We start from the raw sequence: 19,817 nt of genomic DNA, 5'->3' as shown, positions 1-19,817 counted from the left end.
CGGCCCTACTGCCCGGGCCCTACTGCCCGGCCCCTGCCGTCCCAGACCCGCCGGCGAAGATCTTGGTAGGAGACGGCCCCTCCAGGGATCCGTTCCTACCAAGATCTCGACGCCGCCTTCGACGCCGCCTTCGACGCCGCCTTCGACGCCGCCTTCGACGCCGCCTTCGACGCCGCCTTCGACGCCGCCTTCGACGCCGCCTTCGACGCCGCCTCCACCGCCCGTCGACGGCCGTCCGTTCGGGCGACGCCGTGGTTCGTGCGGGGTCCGGCTAGGGTCGTGGGGTGGCCCGACGTGTGGTGGTGGCGTTGCTCGGACCGGTGGCCTGGGCGCCGCCCGGCGTCGACCCGGTGGACTGGCGGGCCGCGCTCGCCGAGGACGTGGTCGACCTGCTCGCCACGCTCAACGAGGTGGAGACGGCCGTCGCCGTCACCCCGCCCGACCGGCGGCTGGCCGACGCGGTGGTCTGGCCGGACACGGCCGTGTACGAGGTGCCCGAGGCGACGCCGAACGCCGTCCTCACCGCCCTCGCCGGCGCCGGCTACGACCAGGCGGCCGTGATCGCGGGCGACGCGCCCGACGTGCCGGGCCTGACCATCGGCAAGCTGCTGCGCCCGCTCACCACCCGGCCCGTCGCGGTCGCCCCGGTCGAGGGTGGTGGACCGGGGCTGCTCGGCGTGGCCGTGCGGCTGCCCGTACCGGCATGGCTGCCGGCGCTGGACCTGGACACCGCGCGGCCCGCGGCCGTGCGCGCGGCGGCGCCGCGACCCGGCGACCTGGCGGTCACCCCGGCCTGGCGGCGCCTGCGCGGGCCCGGCGACCTGGCCTTCCTCGACCCGGCGGTCGAGGGTTGGGAGACCACCCGCGCCCTGCTCTCCGGCGCCGCCCCGTCCCGCTGACCCGAGCCGCCGACCGGGGAAGCTCCTCGCTGACCGGGCCGGGCCACGGGCGACCATCTGGTCCGCCTTGCGGAGGTCGACGCCGAGGGCGAGGTGCTGGACACCTTCCGCAAGCGGGGCCTGGCTGCTGGCCGAGCCGCCGACCGGGACCACCACCGCTGACCGAAACCCGGCCGGGGGCGCCGGTCGCCGAGCAGGGCCGCCTGGCCGCCGACGAGGGGCGCCGGTCCCTGGGGCGGGTCGGGCGGCCTCGTCGGCGACGGGTCAGGGTCGGGCGTCGTCGCCCTCGGTGCCGTCGTCCGGGCGCTTCTGCTCCGGCTCGCCCGGAGCCTTCTCCTCCGGGCCGCCCGGCGCGCTGAAGTCGAAGTTCTCCAACTCGTCGAGGTCGAACTCGGACATCGCGAAGGCCACCGGGTCGGCGAAGTCGTCGTCGGAGGGGAGCAGGTCGGGGTGGCCCCACAGGGCGTCCCGGCCGGCGATGCCCCGGTGCTCCGTCAGCGCCGCCCAGAGCGCCGCCGCCTCGCGCAGCCGACGCGGACGCAGCTCCAGGCCGACCAGCGCCGCGAAGGTCTGCTCAGCCGGGCCACCGGCGGCCCGGCGGCGGCGGAACGCCTCGCCGAGGCTCACCACGTTGGGCAGCCGGCCGCTCGCCGCGCTGTCGACCACGTGGCACACCCAGCCCTCGACCAGGGCCAGGGCGGTCTCCAGGCGGGCCAGGGACGCCTTCTGCGCCGGGCTGTCCTCCGGCGTGAAGATGCCCTCCAGCGCGATCGCCTGCATCGACTCCGGGTCGGTCGGATCGACCCGGCCCATCGCCTCCTCGATCGCCTCCCGGTTGACCCGGATGCCGGCGGCGTACATCTCCACGGCGTTGAGCACGTGCCCGCGCAGCCACGGCACGTGCTGGAAGAGCCGCTGGTGGGCCGCCTCGCGCAGGGCCACGTAGAGGCGCACCTCGTCCTCGGGCAGCTCCAGGCCCTCGCCGTACGCCCGGATGTTGGCCGGGATCAGCGCGGCCGTGCCGGCCGGGCCGAGCGGCAGCCCGATGTCGCCGGCGGAGAGCACCTCCGCGGCGAGCGAGCCGAGCGCCTGGCCGAGCTGGCCGCCGAAGAGCGCGCCACCGAGGGTGGCCACCATCGACTGCATCGGACCGAGCTGGGCGCGCGCCTCCGGCGGCACCAGGTCGCCCATCGCGCCGACCATCCGGCTGGCGACCGGGTCGCAGAGCTTGCGCCAGACGTCGAGCGTCTTGTAGATCCACTCGTTGCGGTTCCAGGCCGGTGACGTCTGGATGCCCGAGGGCAGGGCGGACGCCGGCTCCAGCCACAGGTCGGCGAGCCGCAACGCCTCCTCGACCGCGTTGCGCTCGTAGGGCGACACCGCCGGATCGCCCGAGGCGGCGAGCTGACTGGCGGCCACCTGCCGGGCCAGGTCCCAGTTGACCGGCCCGCTGCCCGACGCGGAGAGCAGGTGCTGCAACTGCGACATGAACTGCTGCATCTGCGCGGGATCGTTGGGGTCTGGTGGTTGCCCACCCGGGAGCGCGAAACCGAACGGAATATCAGGCACGACGTCTACGGTACGCGCGCCGCGCCCCAGGTAGCTGCCGCTGGCGTTGCGCTGAGGGCGAAGTCGCGATTCACCCACCGGCGGCCCCGATCCCGGTCGGTACGCTCTGCCGCATGAGACGTCGCGGCGTGACCGTCCTGCTCGGTGCTCTGCTCACCGCTCTGCTCAGCATCGGCGTGCTCGGCGCGCCCATCCCGTACGTGGTGCTCGGCCCGGGGCCGACCGTCGACACGCTGGGCAAGGAGAACGGCAAGGAGGTCATCCAGATCACCGGCCGGGAGACGTCCACCTCCGCCGGGCAGCTCCGGCTGACCACGGTCGGTGTGCAGCCCTCGGTCAAGCTGCGCTCGGCGATCCAGGGCTGGTTCTCCGCCGACGAGGCGGTGGTGCCGCGCGAGCTGGTGTACCCACCCGGGGAGAGCCGCGAGGAGGTCGAGGAGCGCAACGCGGAGGACTTCGAGGCCTCGCAGACCAGCGCGGAGACCGCGGCCCTGCGCGAACTGGGCTACCCGGTGCAGGTGGTGGTCAAGACGGTCGCCGCCGACGGCCCGGCGGCCAGTGCGCTCAGGCCCGGAGACGTGCTGACCTCGGTCGACGGGCAGCCGGTGCCGCTGGCCACCCGCCTCACGGAGCTGATCCGGGCGAAGCCGGCCGGGACCGCGCTGGAGATCGGCTACACCCGCGGCGGCGTCGCCACGACGGCGACGGTCACCAGCCGGGAGCAGGACGGCCGGCCCCGCATCGGCGTGGAGATCGAGCAGCAGCAGCCGCACCCCTTCACCCTCAACATCGACCTGGAGGACATCGGCGGGCCGAGCGCCGGCCTGATGTTCGCCCTCGGCATCGTGGACAAGCTGACCCCGGCGGACCTGACCGGCGGGAAGATCATCGCCGGCACCGGCACGATCGACGACTCCGGGCAGGTCGGCCCCATCGGCGGCATCGCCCAGAAGCTGGTGGGTGCGAAGGACGCGGGCGCGAGGGCCTTCCTGGTGCCGGCGGCGAACTGCGCCGAGGCCGTACGCAACCCGCAGTCCGGGCTGCCGCTGCTCAAGGTCGGCTCGCTGGACGAGGCGCTGACCGCACTGGAGACGCTGCGTGCCGGGGGCCAGCCGACCCGCTGCTGACCCCGGGCGTACGGGCGGTCCCGGCGGGCGGGGCGAGGCCCGGCGGGGTGTGCGCCGCCGCCCGTACGTCGGCGCTCCTGCCGTCCGGCGCGGCTGCGCGTGACCTTGGACCGACACGTTCAGGAACACCCCGTACTCTGGGTGCCTGGTCGGAGCCGATCACATCGAGCGTGCGGAGCCAACAGTGGTCATGAAGAGCAGCAGCCCCCTGCCGAGGATGAGCCGACGCGGACGCGTCACGATCGGTGTCCTGGTCGGGGTGTTCGTGCTCTTCACCCTGCTCGGCTGGGGTGTCCAGGCGTGGACGGACTGGCTGTGGTTCGACGAGGTCCGCTACACCAGGGTCTTCACGGAGGTGCTGACCACCCGGCTGCTGCTCTTCTTCGTCGTCGGCCTGGGCATGGCGCTGATCGTCGGCGGCAACCTCTGGCTGGCCCAGCGGCTGCGCCCCCGGATGCGCCCGCACTCGCCGGAACAGGCCACCCTGGAGCGCTACCGGATGCTGCTGAGCCCCCGGCTCGGCCTGTGGATCGCGCTGGTCGCCGCCGTGGTCGGCCTCTTCGCCGGGCTGTCGGGGCAGAGCCGGTGGAACCAGTGGCTGCTCTTCCGCAACGGCGGTGACTTCGGCGTGGACGACCCGGAGTTCGGCATCGACGTCGGCTTCTACGTCTTCCAACTGCCGTTCCTGCGCTATCTGCTCGGGGTGGGCTTCACCGCGGTGGTGCTCTCCGTGATCGGCGCGCTCGCCGTGCACTACATCTTCGGTGGCGTACGGCTCCAGGGCGTCGGCGACCGGATGACCAACGCCGCCCGGGCCCACCTGAGCACGCTCGTCGCGGTCTTCGTCCTGCTGAAGGCGCTCGCGTACGTGTTGGACCGGCGCGCGATGCTGCTGGAGTACGGCAACGGCCCCGTCTACGGCGCCGGCTACGCCGACGTAAACGCGCTGCTGCCGGCCAAGGAGATCCTGGCCTACATCTCCATCGTGGTGGCGATCGCGATCATCGTCTTCTCCAACGCCTGGATGCGGAACCTGGTCTGGCCGGGCATCTCGCTGGCCCTGCTGGGCGTCTCCGCCGTCGCCATCGGCGGCATCTACCCCTGGGCGGTGCAGACCTTCGAGGTCAAGCCCAGCGCGAAGGAGAAGGAGGCGCCCTACATCGAGCGCAGCATCACGGCCACCCGCGCGGCGTTCGGCCTGGAGGCGGCCACCACCACGCCGTACGCGGCGAACAACCTGAGGCCGCCGGCGAGCCTCGCCACCGACACCTCCGTGGTGCCGAACATCCGGCTGCTCGACCCGCAGCTGGTCTCCGAGACGTACACCCAGCGCCAGCAGGTCCGGCAGTTCTACGACTTCGGCGAGAAGCTGGACGTCGACCGGTACGGGGTCAACGGCAGGGTGCAGGACTACGTGGTGGGCCTGCGCGAGGTCAACTACCGGCAGTTGACCCCCCAGCAGAACACCTGGATCAACCGGCACACCGTCTACACCCACGGCTACGGACTGGTGGCGGCGCCCGGCAACCGGGTGGTCTGCGGCGGCCAGCCCTTCTTCGTCTCCGGCTTCCTCGGCGACCCGCAGGAGCAGCAGAAGGAGCAGGGCCAGCAGACGACCGAGCAGTGCGCCTCGCAGACCGAGCAGATCGCGGCCCAGCAGCCCCGCATCTACTACGGCGAGCGGATGGACGCCAGCGACTACGCGATCGTCGGCCAGAGCGACCCGGAGCGGAAGGCGGAGTTCGACCGCCCGGTCGGCGAGGGCGGTGAGTCCTACACCTACACCGGCGAGGGCGGCGTCGAGATCGGCTCGTTCCCCCGGCGGCTGCTCTACGCGATCAAGGAGCAGGAGTCGAACTTCCTGCTCTCCGACGCGGTCAACGACAACTCGAAGCTGCTCTACGTGCGTAACCCCCGCGACCGGGTGGAGAAGGTCGCCCCGTTCCTCACCCTCGACGGCGACCCGTACCCGGCGGTGGTGGACGGCCGGATCCAGTGGATCATCGACGGCTACACCACGGCGGCGACCTACCCGTACGCCGAGCGGGTCAACCTCCAGGAGCAGACGGCCGACGAGCTGACCGGGCGGGGCACCTTCCAGCTCGCCCGGGAGAACGTCAACTACATCCGCAACTCCGTGAAGGCCACCGTCGACGCGTACGACGGCACGGTGCGGCTCTACGAGTTCGACGAGACCGACCCGGTGCTCAAGGCGTGGAACAAGGCGTTCGGCGGTGACCTGGTGGTGCCGAAGGCGGAGACCCCGGCGGAGCTGGCCGAGCACTTCCGCTACCCGGCCGACCTGTTCAAGGTGCAGCGCAACCTGCTGACCCGCTTCCACGTGACCGACCCGGGCGCCTTCTACTCCGAGACGGACTTCTGGCAGGTGCCGAACGTGCCGGACGCTCCCGACACCGACCAGAAGCAGCCGCCCTACTACCTCCTGACGCAGTTCCCGGGCCAGGAGTCGCCGCGCTTCCAGCTCACCTCGGCGGTCACCCCGAACGGCCGGGAGAACCTCGCGGCACTGATCTCCGGCTCGTACGTGGACGGGCAGCCGAGGCTCGAGGTGCTCGACCTGCCCGACCAGACCCGGATCTCCGGCCCGGTGCAGGTGCACCAGTCGATGACCAACAACGCCAACATCCGGCAGCAGCTCAACCTGCTCCAGTCCCAGCAGGCCCAGGTGCAGTACGGCAACCTGCTCTCCCTGCCGTTCGGCGACGGCATGCTCTACATCGAGCCGGTCTACGTGAAGACCGCCGCGCAGAACGCGCCGCCGCTGTTGCAGCGGGTGCTGATGTCCTACGGCGACGGCGGCTCCTACGTGGTGCTGGCCAACAGCGTGTCGGACGGCATCAAGCAGCTCATCGAGCAGGGCAAGCAGGCCGCCTCCCCGGGCACCCCGCCGCCCGCCGGTGGCACCCCGCCGCCGCCGGCCGGTGGCACCCCGCCGGGCGGGTCCGCGCCTCCGCTGACCGGCGAGCTGGCCGAGGCCGCGAACCGCGTCCAGACCGCCATCGCCGAGGTCCGGGCCGCGCAGACCTCGGGCGACTTCGAGCGGTACGGACGCGCGTTGAAGGCGCTCGACGAGGCGCTCACCGCCTTCCAGCAGGCCCAGCAGGCCGCCACCGCCGCCCCGACCCCGGGGGCGGGCGCCCCGGCGTCCCCGTCGCCCGGTGCCAGCCCGCCGGCGTCCCCGGCGGCGGGCGGCAGCGCCGCACCGACCCCGGGCGGCTGACCCGTACGACCCTCGCGGCGCCCCCGGCCCACGGACCGAACCCGGTCCCGACGCCGGGGGCGCTGTCGTGTTCACGACGACAGGTCCGGCACCCGCAACCCGCCGCCTTCCAGCACCGTCTCACCTGCAAGGGCGGGAACGACCGGGAAGCGTGGGTCGAAGACATGAGAGACGCGACGAGCTTCGACGAGTTCTACCGGAGCACTTCCCGACGGATGCTCCGCTACGGCTACGCCGTGGCCGGTGACCACACCGAGGCGCAGGACCTGGTGCAGGAGGCGTACGCCCGGGCCTGGCGGCAGTGGGGCGGCCTGGCCGCCCACCCGGCGCCGGAGGCGTGGCTGCGGCTGGTGGTCGCCCGGCTCGCCACCGACCGGTGGCGCCGGTTGCACCGTTGGCGCGCGGCGTTGAGCCGTACCGGCCCGCCCGAGCCGGTGCCGCCGCCGAACGAGGACGCCGTGCTGCTGAGGGGCGCGCTGCGCCGGTTGCCGGCCGTTCAGCGGCAGGCGCTCGCCCTGCACTACCTCTTCGACATGTCGGTGCGGGACATCGCCCGGGAGGCGCAGGTGCCCGCCGGCACCGTCAAGTCCTGGTTGTCGCGGGGGCGGGCGCGGCTGGCCACGCTGCTGCCCGGCCTGCCCGCCGAGGAGTTGGAGGCGAACGATGTCGCGTGAACTGTCCGAGCTCTACCGGTCGCTCGCCGAGGACGCCGACGAACACACCCTGGCCGTCCCCGACGACCTGCGCAGGCGCGTCGACCGGCGGGCCCGGCTCCGGATGGCCGGTGCCGCGCTCGGGTCGGCACTGCTGGTCGGTGGGCTGGCGACCGGTACCGGGCTGGTGCTCGCCGAGGAGCGCGGGCCGCTGGCGCCGCCAGCCGCCGTCGGGCCACCGGCGACCGTGCCGGCGTCGCCGACCGTGCCCGCGCCGCCGCCCGCCACGGCCGCACCGGGCGTCCCGACCGGCGGTTCGCCGAGGGCGACGGGCAAGCCCACGGTGACGGCGGGCAGCACCGCCGCGCCGCCCCGCAGCGTCCCGGACGGGGCGTTCTTCGTCCAGGCCGCCGGGAACCGGACCGGTGTGACGCCGGTCTTCCGGGACACCCAGGCGCTGCCCGCGTTGTGCGACGCCCGCTACCGCAGCGACGCCGGCATCGTGCAGCGCCGCACCCGCATCCTGACCTACAAGCTGCCGCGGACCCCGAAGGGGTACGTCCCGGACGGCAGCTACGCGAACACCGTCACCCTCTACCGGCCCGGCCGGGCCGACGAGTTCCTCCGCGAACTGCGGGCGGCGGTGCGGGGCTGTCCGGCGCAGCCGGGGGTGGGCGGCGGCAACGCGTCGACCTCCCGACTGCGGCTGCTGGCCGACGACGGCTTCGGCGACGGGTCGGTGCTGTTCGAGATCCGGACGCCGGCCCGGGACGTCGACGGCAACCCCACGGGCGGCGAGGAGGTCCGGCTGGTCCGGGCGATCCGGGTCGACGACGCGGTGACCGTGCTCTGGGAGCAGGGTTGGGAGGGCACCTCCTCGACCCGGTCGCAGGTCGACGCCGACAGCCGGCGGGCCGTGGACGCGATCGCGGACTGGCTGCGTTGAGGCGTACGCCGCCCGGGCCACCAGGTCCGGGCGGCCGGCCGCCGGGTCGCTTTGCGGCGCCGGGGGTCGGTGGGATACGGTATACCAAGCGACGCGGGGTGGAGCAGCTCGGTAGCTCGCTGGGCTCATAACCCAGAGGTCGCAGGTTCAAATCCTGTCCCCGCTACCACGTCGGAACGGCCCCGGAGTCTACTCCGGGGCCGTTCCGCGTTCACGGGTCCACCCTGCCTCAACGATCATGGCGGGTGTCGCTGGCGGTGAGGTGCTGACGTGGGTTCCGGCTGTGGCCTGGCCGGTGTCGGCCGGCCCTGTGCGTGGCACCGATCACGCCGCCTCATCTCCGACGCGATCCACGAGGGTCGGCCCAGCCGAAGATGATCAGGACTCCATGGACCCTGAAGAGCCTGGATGACGTCCATGACGTCCTGATCACCGGACGCTCGCGCCAGAAGAGGCACCACAATCGCGCAGAAGAGGCATGCGGTCGGATGCGGCGGGAGTCGGGACTGGGGCGCTGGGCGCCTCGTGCCGGCCTCCGACGCCGCTTTGCACTGGTCAGGCAGGTGTCGCGGCGGGATCGGGGGTCCGCTGATCATCGTGGCGTCGGGTGCGCTAGAGTTAACGAGCCGACGCGGGGTGGAGCAGCTCGGTAGCTCGCTGGGCTCATAACCCAGAGGTCGCAGGTTCAAATCCTGTCCCCGCTACCACGACGGAACGGCCCCGGATTTCACTCCGGGGCCGTTCCGCATTTCCGCCCGCGCCCGTGCCGCCGGCCTGGGCCCGCCCCCGTGCCGCCCGTCCGCGCCCGTGCCGCCGGCCTGGGCCCGCCCCCGTGCCGCCCGTCCGCGCCCGTGCCGCCCGCGTGGGCCCGTGCCCGCCGCGCCCTTCGGCGTGCCGGGGCCGGCACAGGTGGCGAGGCAGGGCGATGCGAGGCAGGGCGATGCGAGGCGCCGGATTCCTCTCCGACCGACGTGCCGAGGTTGCGGTTGTCGGCGAGGATGTTGGCATGTCTTCATTCGGTAAGTGGTGGGGCCGGTTGACCACCGTCCTCGGAGCGGTCGTGCTGTCGGTGTTCGTGCCCGTCGTGGCCTGGGCGTCCACCGGCACGGGTGAGCTGGTGGTGGAGGCCGCGCGGCGGCGACGCGGTGGCGGCTTCGGCTTCATCGGGCTGCTCTGCTGCCTGGTCGTGGTCGCCGGAGTCGTCTTTCTCGTGCTGCGCATGATGCGCAACCGGCGGGGCGGTCCGCCGCGCTGAGGCGGGGCGCTGCCGTGCCGATGGTCCGCCTCGCCTGAGGCGGACCATCGGACCCTGGCATCTCCGCCTGGGGGCGGCCTCGCGGTGAGCGGCCCTACCCGGCCAGCGCCGCGTCCGCCTGGGCCAGGAAACGGGCCGCCGCCGCCCGGGGGCCGGTGCCGCCGCCGCGAATGCGCTCGGCCGCCTCCAGCAGCAGCGCCCGCACCCGGAGGTGCCCCTGCGGCGGTGGGCTGGGCGCCGGCCCGAGCCGGTCGGCCAGCGTGGCGCCGAGGGCCGCCGCGCGCCGCTGTGCCGGATCGGTGATGCTGCCCTCGACGTAGCGGCGCACGGCGAGGCTCGGGTTGAGACCGCGCTCGTGACCGAGCACCGCCCCCGCCTCGCCGTTGCCGGTCAGAAAGTTGATCACATCCGCGACCAGGGCAGGGTGCCGGGTGCCGCGGAAGGCCGCCCAGTACATCGACGCCCGGTGCCACTGCGCCTCCACCGGGCCCGGCATGGCGGCCAGGCCGAGTTCGGCGTCGGTGAGGCGTTGGAGCTCCGGCAACTGGTGCGCCCAGGCGAACGAGGCGGCCGTGGCTCCGGTGACCACGAGCTGCCGGGCCGGCTCGCCGCCCTCGGCCTGCTCCACCAGAGCCGCGCTCGGGGTGGCCCGGCCGGACCGGGCGCGCCGCCACAGCTCGAACCACTCGGTCAGCGCGTCCGCGTCGAAGCCGAGCTGGCGACCGCGGTAGAACTCGCCGCCCTGGCCACGCAGCCACAGCCAGAGCGCCCGGTGGTCGCCGGACGGGTCCATCGTGCCGGCCACGCGGCCCTCGCTGGCCCGGGTGACCCGCCGCGCCCAGGCGACGTACTCCGCCCAGGACATCCCGGTGGCCGGCGCGGGCAGCCGCAGCCGGCGCAGCAGCGTGCGGTCGTAGACCACGGCGGCGGTGGTCTGCGCGGCGGCGACGCCGACCGTACGGCCGTCGACCTGCCCGTACCGGACCAGGCCCGGAGGCAGGGTGCGCAGGTCGAGGCGGTGATCGGCGACGTAGGGGCTGAGGTCCAGGACGATGTCGCGGCGGGCGTACTCGGCGAGCATGCCGTCGTCGAGTTGGATCAGGTCGGGCACGTTGCCGCCCACGGCCTGGGTGGCCAGGCGGTCGTAGTAGCCGCCGGCGCCCTGCCAGGTGATCCGGAAGCCGACGCGGGGATTGCGGTCGGTGTAGAGCCGCAGCACCCGTTCGGTGAGCTCGGCCCGCTTCGCCCCGCCGTACCAGAACACCGACAGCTCGACCGGCCCCGTCTCCACCAGGGCCGCCCGGTCCTCGCTGCACCCGGTGAGCCCGCCCGTGGCGAGCACCGGCGCGCCCAGCAACGCGGCGAGCACCCGACGCCGCCCCGGGTCCGCTCCGGAACGGGGGAGCGGGGATCGGGCAGCGGGCACGGAGACTCCTGGCGGACCGTTGGGCGGGCGGCCGGATCATTCACGCAGGCCTGCGGGAGGGTGTCAACGTACGTCCGGCCACACCACCGCACCCCAGGCGTACGCATCGATGCCCGCGGCCACCGACGGAGGCCGTACCCGGCCCGCATGGTGTACTAGGGCGCGTGGAACTTCTGCACTCGGGCAAGGTGAGGGACGTCTACGCCGACGGCGACGACCTGATCCTGGTCGCCTCCGACCGCATCTCGATCTACGACGTGGTGCTGCCGACGCCGATCCCCGACAAGGGCAAGCTGCTCACCGCGCTCTCGCTGTGGTGGTTCGAGCAGCTGGCCGACCTGGTGCCCAACCACGTCATCTCGGCCACCGACGTGCCGACCGGGTTCGCCGGTCGGGCCATCCGCTGCCGGCGGCTGGAGATGGTGCCCGTGGAGTGCGTCGCCCGGGGCTACCTGACCGGCGGCGGCCTGACGGAGTACCAGCGCACGGGCGCGGTCTCCGGCGTCGAGCTGCCTCGCGGACTGGTGGAGGCGTCCATCCTGCCGGAGCCGATCTTCACTCCGTCGACGAAGGCGCCGGTGGGTGAGCACGACGAGCCGATCACCTTCGCCGAGGTGGTGGACAAGGTCGGCGCCGAGACCGCCGAGCGGCTGCGTCGGATCACCATCGACGTCTACTGCCGGGGCGCCGAGCTGGCCGCGGACCGGGGCATCCTGGTCGCCGACACCAAGATCGAGCTGGGCTGGGCGCCGGACGGCACGCTGACCGTCGGCGACGAGCTGCTCACCTCCGACTCGTCCCGGTTCTGGCCGGCGGAGTCGTACCAGCCGGGCCGGGCGCAGTTCTCCTACGACAAGCAGTACGTCCGGGACTGGGCGGTGGAGAGCGGCTGGAACAAGCAGGCCCCGGCGCCCGAGGTGCCGGCCGAGGTGGTCGAGGCGACCCGGGCCCGCTACGTGGACGTATACGAGAAGCTCACCGGCAACCGCTGGGACTGACCCCGGGGCCTCGGCCCGGAGGTGCGACGACGCCTGCGGTCGCGAGGGGCGGATGGGCCTGCTCGGCGTGGGCCTCCCGGCGGAACCTGCCGACCGCCTGCGCCGGCCCGGGCCGGGAGTGGCCGGGCTCGCCGAACGGCTGGCCGGCGCCCCGGGCCAGCGCGGCGGTCAGTCCGCCCAGTCGAGGGTGCGCTGGACGGCCTTGCGCCAGTTGCGCAGCTCCTGCTCCCGGTGCGCCGGCGCCATCGTCGACTCCCACTGCGCGTCGGAGCGCCACTGCGCCCGCAGCGTCGCCAGGTCCGGCCAGAAGCCGACCGCCAGGCCGGCCGCGTACGCCGCGCCGAGGCAGGTGGTCTCGGTGATCCGGGACCGGACCACCGGCACGTCGAGCACGTCGGCGAGAAACTGCATCAGCAGCCCGTTGGCGGTCATGCCGCCGTCGACCCGCAGCCGGCGCAACGCCACGTCGGAGTCGGCGTTCATCGCGTCGACCACCTCGCGGGTCTGCCAGGCGGACGCCTCCAGCGCCGCCCGGGCCAGGTGCCCCTTGGTGATGTAGCCGGTCAGGCCGGCGATCACCCCGCGCGCGTCGCTGCGCCAGTGCGGCGCGAACAGCCCGGAGAAGGCGGGCACCACGTAGCAGCCGCCGTTGTCCTCGACGGTGCGGGCCAGTTCCTCCACCTCAGGTGCGGCGGAGATCAGCCCGAGGTTGTCCCGCAGCCACTGCACCAGCGAGCCGGTGACCGCGATCGCCCCCTCCAGCGCGTACGCGGCGGGCTGGCCGTGGATGCGGTAGGCGACCGTGGTGAGCAGGCCGTGGGTGGAGGGCACCGGGCTGGCGCCGGTGTTGAGCAGCAGGAAGCTGCCGGTGCCGTAGGTGCACTTGGCCTCGCCCGGCTGGAAGCAGGTCTGCCCGAACAGGGCGGCCTGCTGGTCGCCGAGCGCGCTGGCCACGGGCACCCCGGCCAGGACGCCGGTGGCCTCCCCGTAGACCTCCGCGGAGCTGCGGATCTCCGGCAGCATCGCGGCCGGCACGCCCATCGCGTCGAGCAGCTCCGGGTCCCAGTCGAGGGTGGTGAGGTCCATCAGCAGGGTGCGGCTGGCGTTGGTCACGTCGGTGACGTGCCGGCCGGTCAGCTTCCAGATCAGCCAGCTGTCCATCGTGCCGAAGAGCACCTCGCCGGCCTCGGCGCGCCCGCGCAGGCCGTCGACGTGCTCCAGCAGCCACCGCAGCTTCGGCCCGGCGAAGTAGGTGGCCAGCGGCAGGCCGGTGCGGGCGCGGAACCGCTGCTCGCCGTACGCCTGGTCGAGCTCGCGCAGCAGCGGCCCGGTGCGGGTGTCCTGCCAGACGACGGCGTTGGCCACCGGGCGGCCGGTGGCCCGGTCCCAGACGAGGGTGGTCTCCCGCTGGTTGGTGATGCCCACGGCGGCGAGCCCGGCGGCGTCGGTGCCGGCGCCGTGCAGCGCCTCGCGGACCACCCGCTGGACGTTGTCCCAGATCTCCTCGGCGTCGTGCTCCACCCAGCCCGGCCGGGGGAAGATCTGCCGGTGCTCCCGCTGGGCGACGGAGACGATCTCCCCGGCGCGGTCGAAGACGATGCACCGCGAGGAGGTGGTGCCCTGGTCGATGGCGGCGACGTACTGGGGGGTCACGGCAGCACCGTACCCGCACCGGTCGCTCTTCGCCGGCCGGTGGCGGGCCCCGGCGGGAAACCGGCCCGTCTCGCCTCCGTACGATGTGCGGACGTGCGTGACATCGCCGTTTTCAGTGGAACCGCCCACCCCGAACTCGCCGCCGAGATCTGCGCCCACCTCGACGTGCCGCTGCACCCGGTGCGGGTGTCCCGCTTCGCCAACGACTGCCTGGAAGTGCAGCTGCAGGCCAACTGCCGCGAGCGGGACGTCTTCCTGATCCAGCCGCTGGTGCCGCCCGTACAGGAGCACCTGGTCGAGCTGCTGCTCATGATCGACGCCGCCCGGGGCGCCTCGGCCGGCCGGATCACGGTGGTGCTGCCGCACTACGCGTACGCCCGGTCGGACAAGAAGGACGCGCCGCGCATCTCGATCGGCGGGCGGCTCGTCGCCGACCTGCTCACCTCGGCCGGCGCGGACCGGGTGCTGGCGATGACCCTGCACTCACCCCAGGTGCACGGCTTCTTCAGCGTGCCGGTCGACCACCTGCACGCGCTGCGCGAGCTGGCCGACCACTTCACCCGCTACGACCTGGGCAACACGGTGGTGGTCTCGCCGGACCTCGGCAACGCCAAGGAGGCGGCGGCGTTCGCCCGGCGGCTCGGCACCCCGGTGGCCGCCGGGGCGAAGCAGCGGTTCAGCGACGACCGGGTCAAGATCAGCGCGGTGATCGGCGACGTGGCCGACCGGGACGTGATCGTGCTGGACGACGAGATCGCCAAGGGCAGCACGGTGATCGAGCTGATGGAGCACCTGCGCGGGCTGAAGGTCCGTTCGATCCGGCTGGCCTGCACGCACGGCCTCTTCTCGAGCGACGCGTTGCGGCGGCTGAGCGGGCAGGAGGGCGTGCTGGAGATCGTCTGCACGAACACGGTGCCGATCCCCGCCGACAAACGGGTGCCGAAGCTGCGGGTCCTGTCCGTGGCGCCGGCCCTGGCGGAGGCGATGCGCCGGATCCACAACGGCGAATCGGTGAGCGCCCTCTTCGCCTGAGAGCCCCTCGCGTGCGTCCGCGGGTGGGGTCAGTCGCGGCGGTGGCGGCCGGTGTGCTGGGGAGCCGCGACGGCGGCGCTGATGCGGACCGTGGTGCCGCGCGCACCCGTCTCGACGTCCATGCTGTCGCTCAACTCCCGGGCCAGCCACAGACCCCACCCGCCGGCCGTGTCGGCGGCGGGACGGCTCCGGTCGCCCAGCCGCTGCGTGCTGATCCCCTGCCCGTGGTCGGAGACCTCGCAGAACAGCTGGCCCGGCTGCCGCCACAGTCGCAGCCAGCCCCGGCCACCGCCGTGCCGGACCGCGTTGGTGATCAGCTCGTTGACCGCCAGCACGAAGTCGTCCAGGCGCTGCCCGCTCAGGCCGGCGGCATGTGCGCAGGAGGTGACCGAGTGTCGTAGCTCGGTCACCTGGGCCTGCTCGAAGGCCTCGGCGATGAGGAGGGAAGGTTCGATGGGCACAACCGTACGCTGTGCTCCGGATTCCGCATTCGTCATGGCCCCGTCCCGACAGCGGATCGCGGAAGTTTCGCGGTTTTCCCACCGTACGTCAGGGTTCTGCGGGGCGCATCCGTCGGCCCGTCGGCCGGACGGCCGGCTGTGGCTATCGTGACGGGCGTGTCGACGTCGTCCGGTGGTTTCGAGGTCCCGCTCTGGCGGGCCATCGCCGTGTTCCGGGTGGCCTCCCTGGCGTACGTCTGCGCGCTGGCGCTCCGGGACGCCGACCGGTACGCCCATCCCTTCGCCGCCGGCGGCCTGGTCCTGCTGATGGCGGCCTGGACCGGCGTGACCGCCGTCGGCTACGCCGACCCGGCCCGCCGGGGCTGGCCGCTGCTCCTGGCGGACCTGGGGGTCGTCCTCGGCATCATGCTGGCCACCCCGTGGGCGATCGGGCCGGCGGCGCTCGCCGCCGGCGTGCCCACCCTCGCGGTGGCGTGGCTGGCCGGCCCGGTGCTGGCCTGGGCGGTCTCCGGCGGTCGCCGCCGGGGCACGGTCGCAGCCCTGGTGCTCGGCGCGGCGGACCTCGCCACCCGCGAACGGATCGGCGAGTCCTCGCTCACCGGGGTGATCCTCCTGCTGCTCGCCGGGGTGGTGGTCGGGCACGTGGCCCGGCTGGCCGTGACCGTCGAGCAGCGGCTGCACCGGGCGGTCGAGCTGGAGGCCGCCACCCGGGAGCGGGAGCGGCTGGCCCGGGACATCCACGACTCCGTGCTCCAGGTGCTGGCGCTGGTGCAGCGGCGCGGCGCCCACCTGGACGGCGAGGCCGGGGAGCTGGCCCGACTCGCCGGGGAGCAGGAGGCCGCGCTGCGGGCCCTGATCGGTGGCGCCGCGTCGACCGGGAGCACCGCCGACGGCGGGCCGGTGGACCTGCGCGGGCTGCTCGGCCGGTACGCCTCGGCCACGGTCTCGCTGTCCGCGCCGGCCACCCCGGTGCCACTGCCCGGGCGGGTCGCCCACGAGTTGACGGCCGCGACCGCCGCCGCCCTGGACAACGTGGCCCGGCACACGGACGGGCGGGCCTGGGTGCTGGTCGAGGACGAGGGGCAGACGGTGACCGTGTCGATCCGCGACGAGGGGCCCGGGTTCGCCGACGGCCGCCTGGCGGAGGCCGCCGCCGAGGGCCGGCTCGGGGTGGCCCGGTCGATCCGGGGCCGCCTCGCCGACCTCGGCGGCACGGTGCGGATCACCTCCGCGCCGGGCGTCGGCACCGAGCTGGAACTGACCGTCCCGAGGGAGGGGCCGGTGAGCGTGCGGAGTGAGCCGGGTCTGCGAGCCCCGCAGTCGCGAACGGAGGGGTCAGGGCCGTGACGGGCGTACGGGTGATGGTGGTGGACGACCACCCGATGTGGCGGGAGGGGGTGGCCCGGGACCTGACCGAGGCCGGCCACGTCGTCGTCGCCACGAGCGGTGCGGGCCGGCAGGCGGTGCGTGTCGCCGCCGCGGCCCGCCCCGACGTGGTGGTCCTCGACCTGCAACTGCCGGACGTCTCGGGGGTGGAGGTGATCCGCGGGTTGCGCGCGGTGCTGCCACAGGTGCGGGTGCTGATGCTCTCGGCCAGCGGCGAGCAGCAGAGCGTGCTGGACGCGGTGAAGGCGGGCGCCACCGGCTACCTGCTGAAGTCGGCGGCCCCGGCGGAGTTCCTGGAGGCGGTGCGCCGGACGGCGGCGGGGGAGCCGGTCTTCACGCCCGGCCTGGCCGGGCTGGTCCTCGGGGAGTACCGCCGGCTGGCGGCCCACCCGGGGGGCGCCGACCCCGGTGGGCGGGCCGCCCGGGGCGCCGGCCCGGCGCCCCGGCTCACCGACCGGGAGACCGAGGTGCTGCGCCTGGTCGCCAAGGGGATGTCCTACCGGCAGATCGCCGAGCGGCTCGGGCTGTCCCACCGCACGGTGCAGAACCACGTGCAGAACACGCTCGGCAAGCTCCAGCTGCACAACCGGGTCGAGCTGACCCGGTACGCGATCGAACGGGGCCTGGACGACTGAGGGCCGTCGGGGAACCGCCCCCGAGGGCTGCCCCGACGACCCCCGCGACGGTTCAGACCGAGTGCGGCGGACGCGTCTCGTGGATGGCCAGCTCCTCGGCGCTCGCGCCGCCGCCGGCCGAACCGGCGTCGTACGCCACCGAGTCGGTCTCCTGGTCGGTGTGCGCCCCCTCGTCCGGTTCGACGAGCCGGCCGACCTGACCGTCGGCGACGCTGCCCAGCTTGCCGTGGTCGTAGAGGGAGACCGGCGAGTCCGGGTCGGAGGTGGGGCCGGGGTCGAGCACGTCCGCGTCGAGCTGGGCCTGGGCCGCGGCCTCCTCGCTGTCGGCCTCGGCGGCGATGTCCGGGTCGACGGGGCCGGACAGCGGGTCGTCGGCGGCACGTTCGTGCCGCTCCCGGTCCAGCTTGTAGTCGAGCGACTCGCCGTCGAGCTGCTCCTCGGCGGTGGTCCCGAACTGGTCCACCGCGACCGGCGTCCGGTCGCCCGGCAACTGGGCGGGCTCCGGGCCGTCCGCCTCGCGCCCGGTCAGGACGTCGTCGTTGGCGGTCGAGTCGTCGTCGGCGGTGTCGGGCAGGCCCTCCGCCTCGGGGTCGGACACGGGGGTCGGGTACTCGTCGTCGCGCATGGCTGACCACTACCCACCTCCCTGGCGGCATAACCGGTACCGGCCGTGGCCATCCGGGCGGAAGGGGCACGTCGGGGGACGGCGGGGCAGGATCGGGGCGGCCGTCAGCCGTGGTTCCCGGCCTCGTCGGCCACGTGCAGGACGCACCAGACGACCTTGCCGTCCGGCACCCGGCTGCTGCCCCAACTGCGGGCGACGGTGTCGATCAGCAGCAGGCCGCGCCCGCCCGCGGTGTCCGGCGGGGCCGTCCCGGTGAACGCCGGCTGCCGCGACGAGTGGTCGCGTACCGACAGGTGCAGGGTGTCGTCCCGGGGTGCCAGGCGGACCGTCATCGGGGTGTGCGCGTGGGCGACGACGTTGTTCACCATCTCGGTGACGGCGATGCACGCAGGCTCGATCAGCTCGGGCAGGGCCCAGGCCCCGCAGCCCCGCGCCACGAGCTGCCGGGCCTGCCGGGCGGCCCCGACGACGGGCGTCAGGTCGGCCTCGACCACCGCGGCCAGCGGCGCGGCGGCCAGCCCGGCCATCGCCCCGTCCAGGGTCGGCCAGGCCGGCACCCCCTCGACGGCACCGGACGGATCGCAGAGCAGCAGGTCGGCGGCGGGCCAGTGGCGCACCTCCCGGCGCACCTCGGCGAAGACGTCCCGGGCGGCCGGGTCGGCGACCCGCAGGTCGGTGAGGTCGGCCACCACCGCGCCGGGCCGGCCACAGAGACGGGTGAGCAGGCCGTCGCGCACGGTGGTCGCGCCGGAGTGGTCGAGCACACCGGTGACCCGGAGCACCCCGGATGCCTCGTCGGCCTCCACCTGGCAGCGCGCGTCGGTCGCCATGATCGCCCCATTCTGCACCGCCCGCGCGGAGCGCGCACCCGACCGCTCGCCCCCGGGCATCAGCGGTCCGTCCGCGCCCGGCGGGTCATCGCGGCCACCGTCCCGACGGCCGTCCCAGCCGCCGCCAGCCCGAAGGCGGCGCTCATCCGCGCCAGCTGCCGCCGCCGGCCGTGCCAGCCGCCGTCGGGCCGCGCCGCCGCATCGGGGCGGAAGACGTTGCCTGAGGTTTCCGGTCGAGGGGCGGGCCCGAACTGGGTGCGGTGCGCGTACCAGCCGAGGACCCGCTCGGCGAGCGCCGGGGCGAGCCGCCACTGGAGGCCGATCAGCCGGGCGGCCCCGCCGGCGTACGCCTCGCGCCGGGGGCGGCGCAGCAGCCGGACGATCGTGTCGGCCACCACCTCCGGCGGATAGACCGGGGGCGGTGGCACCAGTTCCTGGCCGCTGTGGTTGGCGGCGTGCCGGTAGTACGGGGTGTCGATGGTCGCCGGCAGCACCGTGCAGATCGAGACGTTGCCCCGGCCGGTGACCCGCATCTCCTGGCGGACCGTGTCGGCGAGCCCGCGGATGCCGTGCTTCGTGGCGTTGTACGCCGACTGGTAGGGCATCGCCACCTCGGCCAGCACCGAGGCGTTGTTGACCAGCACCCCGCCCCCCGCCGCGCTCAGGTGGGGCAGGGCGGCCCGCATGCCGTACGCGGCGCCGAGCAGGTTCACCTCCAGCACCCGGCGGAACTCCGCCATCGGGATCTCGTCGAAGAGCCCGACGACGGCGACCGCGGCGTTGTTGATCCAGCCGTCGATCCGGCCGAACTCGGCGACCGTGCGGGCGGCGAGGCGCTCGACGGCCGCCGGGTCGGTCACGTCGGTCGGCACCACCAGTGCCCGCCCGCCCAGCTCCCGGCACCGTTCGGCGACCTCCTCCAGGGCCGTCTCGCTGCGGGCGGCCAGCACCACGGTGGTGCCGCGCCGGGCGAGGGCGTGGGCGGTGGCCGTGCCGATGCCGCTGGAGGCACCGGTGAGCACGATGGTGGCGTCGGCGAGGCTGCGGGTCAGAGGCATTCCTCGCCCGTACCCCCACCGGC

General features: G+C 74.2%; 17 protein-coding genes and 2 tRNA genes. 12 read left to right on the top strand and 7 right to left on the bottom strand.

The genetic code is table 11. The features are described from left to right. Positions 1-284 precede the first annotated feature (284 nt). Entirely contained in the window at positions 285-899 is a 615-nt protein-coding gene (locus KBX06_RS01625; protein WP_210832363.1) for a hypothetical protein, read from the top strand. Positions 900-1,163: 264 nt separating this feature from the next. On the opposite strand, the gene KBX06_RS01620 is transcribed toward KBX06_RS01625, so the two are convergent. Further along, positions 1,164-2,468 carry a zinc-dependent metalloprotease gene (locus KBX06_RS01620; protein ID WP_210832362.1) on the bottom strand — a complete coding sequence of 435 codons (1,305 nt, stop codon included), beginning with the start codon at positions 2,466-2,468 and terminating at the stop codon, positions 1,164-1,166. 113 nt (positions 2,469-2,581) lie between these two features. On the opposite strand from KBX06_RS01620, the gene KBX06_RS01615 reads away from it, so the two are divergent. The 7 genes from KBX06_RS01615 (at position 2,582) to KBX06_RS01585 (ending at position 9,690) form a co-directional block, all read left to right on the top strand. Further along, positions 2,582-3,595: a PDZ domain-containing protein gene (locus tag KBX06_RS01615; RefSeq protein ID WP_210832361.1), complete on the top strand. Its 1,014-nt coding sequence runs from the start codon at positions 2,582-2,584 to the stop codon at positions 3,593-3,595. Positions 3,596-3,785: 190 nt separating this feature from the next. Then, positions 3,786-6,836: a UPF0182 family protein gene (locus KBX06_RS01610; RefSeq protein ID WP_210832360.1), complete on the top strand. Its 3,051-nt coding sequence runs from the start codon at positions 3,786-3,788 to the stop codon at positions 6,834-6,836. A gap of 164 nt (positions 6,837-7,000) precedes the next feature. Beyond that, entirely contained in the window at positions 7,001-7,510 is a 510-nt protein-coding gene (locus KBX06_RS01605) for a SigE family RNA polymerase sigma factor (RefSeq protein ID WP_210832359.1), read from the top strand. Further along, the gene (locus KBX06_RS01600) at positions 7,500-8,435 is read left to right on the top strand and encodes a hypothetical protein (RefSeq protein WP_210832358.1); all 936 of its coding nucleotides are present in this window, start codon (positions 7,500-7,502) and stop codon (positions 8,433-8,435) included. Before KBX06_RS01605 ends, KBX06_RS01600 begins: the two co-directional genes overlap by 11 nt. A 92-nt stretch (positions 8,436-8,527) precedes the next feature. Next, a tRNA-Met gene (locus KBX06_RS01595) sits at positions 8,528-8,604 on the top strand. Between the two features lie 461 nt (positions 8,605-9,065). After that, positions 9,066-9,142 (top strand) — tRNA-Met (locus tag KBX06_RS01590). 299 nt (positions 9,143-9,441) lie between these two features. Continuing rightward, complete coding sequence (locus KBX06_RS01585; protein WP_210832357.1) at positions 9,442-9,690, top strand: hypothetical protein; 249 nt, start codon at positions 9,442-9,444, stop codon at positions 9,688-9,690. Positions 9,691-9,784: 94 nt separating this feature from the next. Here the strand turns inward: KBX06_RS01585 and KBX06_RS01580 are convergent, their stop codons facing one another. Then, positions 9,785-11,116: an extracellular solute-binding protein gene (locus KBX06_RS01580; protein ID WP_210832356.1), complete on the bottom strand. Its 1,332-nt coding sequence runs from the start codon at positions 11,114-11,116 to the stop codon at positions 9,785-9,787. A gap of 164 nt (positions 11,117-11,280) precedes the next feature. Between KBX06_RS01580 and KBX06_RS01575 the strand changes: the two genes are divergently transcribed. Continuing rightward, a complete protein-coding gene (locus KBX06_RS01575; RefSeq protein ID WP_210832355.1) occupies positions 11,281-12,114 on the top strand; it encodes a phosphoribosylaminoimidazolesuccinocarboxamide synthase in 834 nt (277 codons plus the stop codon). Between the two features lie 168 nt (positions 12,115-12,282). Here KBX06_RS01575 and glpK read toward each other — a convergent pair whose 3' ends face one another. Continuing rightward, positions 12,283-13,767 (bottom strand): glycerol kinase GlpK, encoded by a 1,485-nt coding sequence (gene glpK / locus KBX06_RS01570; RefSeq protein ID WP_210832354.1) that lies wholly within the window; start codon positions 13,765-13,767, stop codon positions 12,283-12,285. A 93-nt stretch (positions 13,768-13,860) separates the two neighbouring features. Between glpK and KBX06_RS01565 the strand changes: the two genes are divergently transcribed. Then, positions 13,861-14,799, top strand: coding sequence for a ribose-phosphate pyrophosphokinase (locus KBX06_RS01565; RefSeq protein WP_210832353.1), 939 nt, complete (start codon positions 13,861-13,863; stop codon positions 14,797-14,799). Between the two features lie 29 nt (positions 14,800-14,828). Here KBX06_RS01565 and KBX06_RS01560 read toward each other — a convergent pair whose 3' ends face one another. Then, entirely contained in the window at positions 14,829-15,296 is a 468-nt protein-coding gene (locus KBX06_RS01560) for an ATP-binding protein (protein WP_210832352.1), read from the bottom strand. 120 nt (positions 15,297-15,416) lie between these two features. Between KBX06_RS01560 and macS the strand changes: the two genes are divergently transcribed. Together macS and KBX06_RS01550 are read left to right on the top strand one after the other, a co-directional pair. Further along, the gene (gene macS / locus KBX06_RS01555) at positions 15,417-16,607 is read left to right on the top strand and encodes a MacS family sensor histidine kinase (protein ID WP_210832351.1); all 1,191 of its coding nucleotides are present in this window, start codon (positions 15,417-15,419) and stop codon (positions 16,605-16,607) included. A 14-nt stretch (positions 16,608-16,621) separates the two neighbouring features. Next, positions 16,622-17,281, top strand: a complete 660-nt coding sequence (locus KBX06_RS01550; protein ID WP_210832929.1) for a response regulator transcription factor — start codon at positions 16,622-16,624, stop codon at positions 17,279-17,281. Positions 17,282-17,333: 52 nt separating this feature from the next. Here the strand turns inward: KBX06_RS01550 and KBX06_RS01545 are convergent, their stop codons facing one another. The 3 genes from KBX06_RS01545 to KBX06_RS01535 all read right to left on the bottom strand — a co-directional run bounded on the left by KBX06_RS01545 (position 17,334) and on the right by KBX06_RS01535 (position 19,794). After that, complete coding sequence (locus KBX06_RS01545) at positions 17,334-17,906, bottom strand: DUF5709 domain-containing protein (RefSeq protein WP_210832350.1); 573 nt, start codon at positions 17,904-17,906, stop codon at positions 17,334-17,336. Between the two features lie 104 nt (positions 17,907-18,010). After that, a complete protein-coding gene (locus KBX06_RS01540) occupies positions 18,011-18,736 on the bottom strand; it encodes an ATP-binding protein (RefSeq protein ID WP_247684979.1) in 726 nt (241 codons plus the stop codon). A 59-nt stretch (positions 18,737-18,795) separates the two neighbouring features. Beyond that, positions 18,796-19,794: an SDR family oxidoreductase gene (locus tag KBX06_RS01535; RefSeq protein WP_210832348.1), complete on the bottom strand. Its 999-nt coding sequence runs from the start codon at positions 19,792-19,794 to the stop codon at positions 18,796-18,798. Positions 19,795-19,817 lie beyond the last annotated feature (23 nt).

Origin of the sequence: Micromonospora sp. C31, assembly GCF_018070575.1 — a bacterium.
GTDB lineage: Bacteria > Actinomycetota > Actinomycetes > Mycobacteriales > Micromonosporaceae > Micromonospora.
The sequence above is the reverse complement of the archived record's forward strand: the minus strand, read 5'-3'. Positions and strand labels throughout refer to the sequence as shown.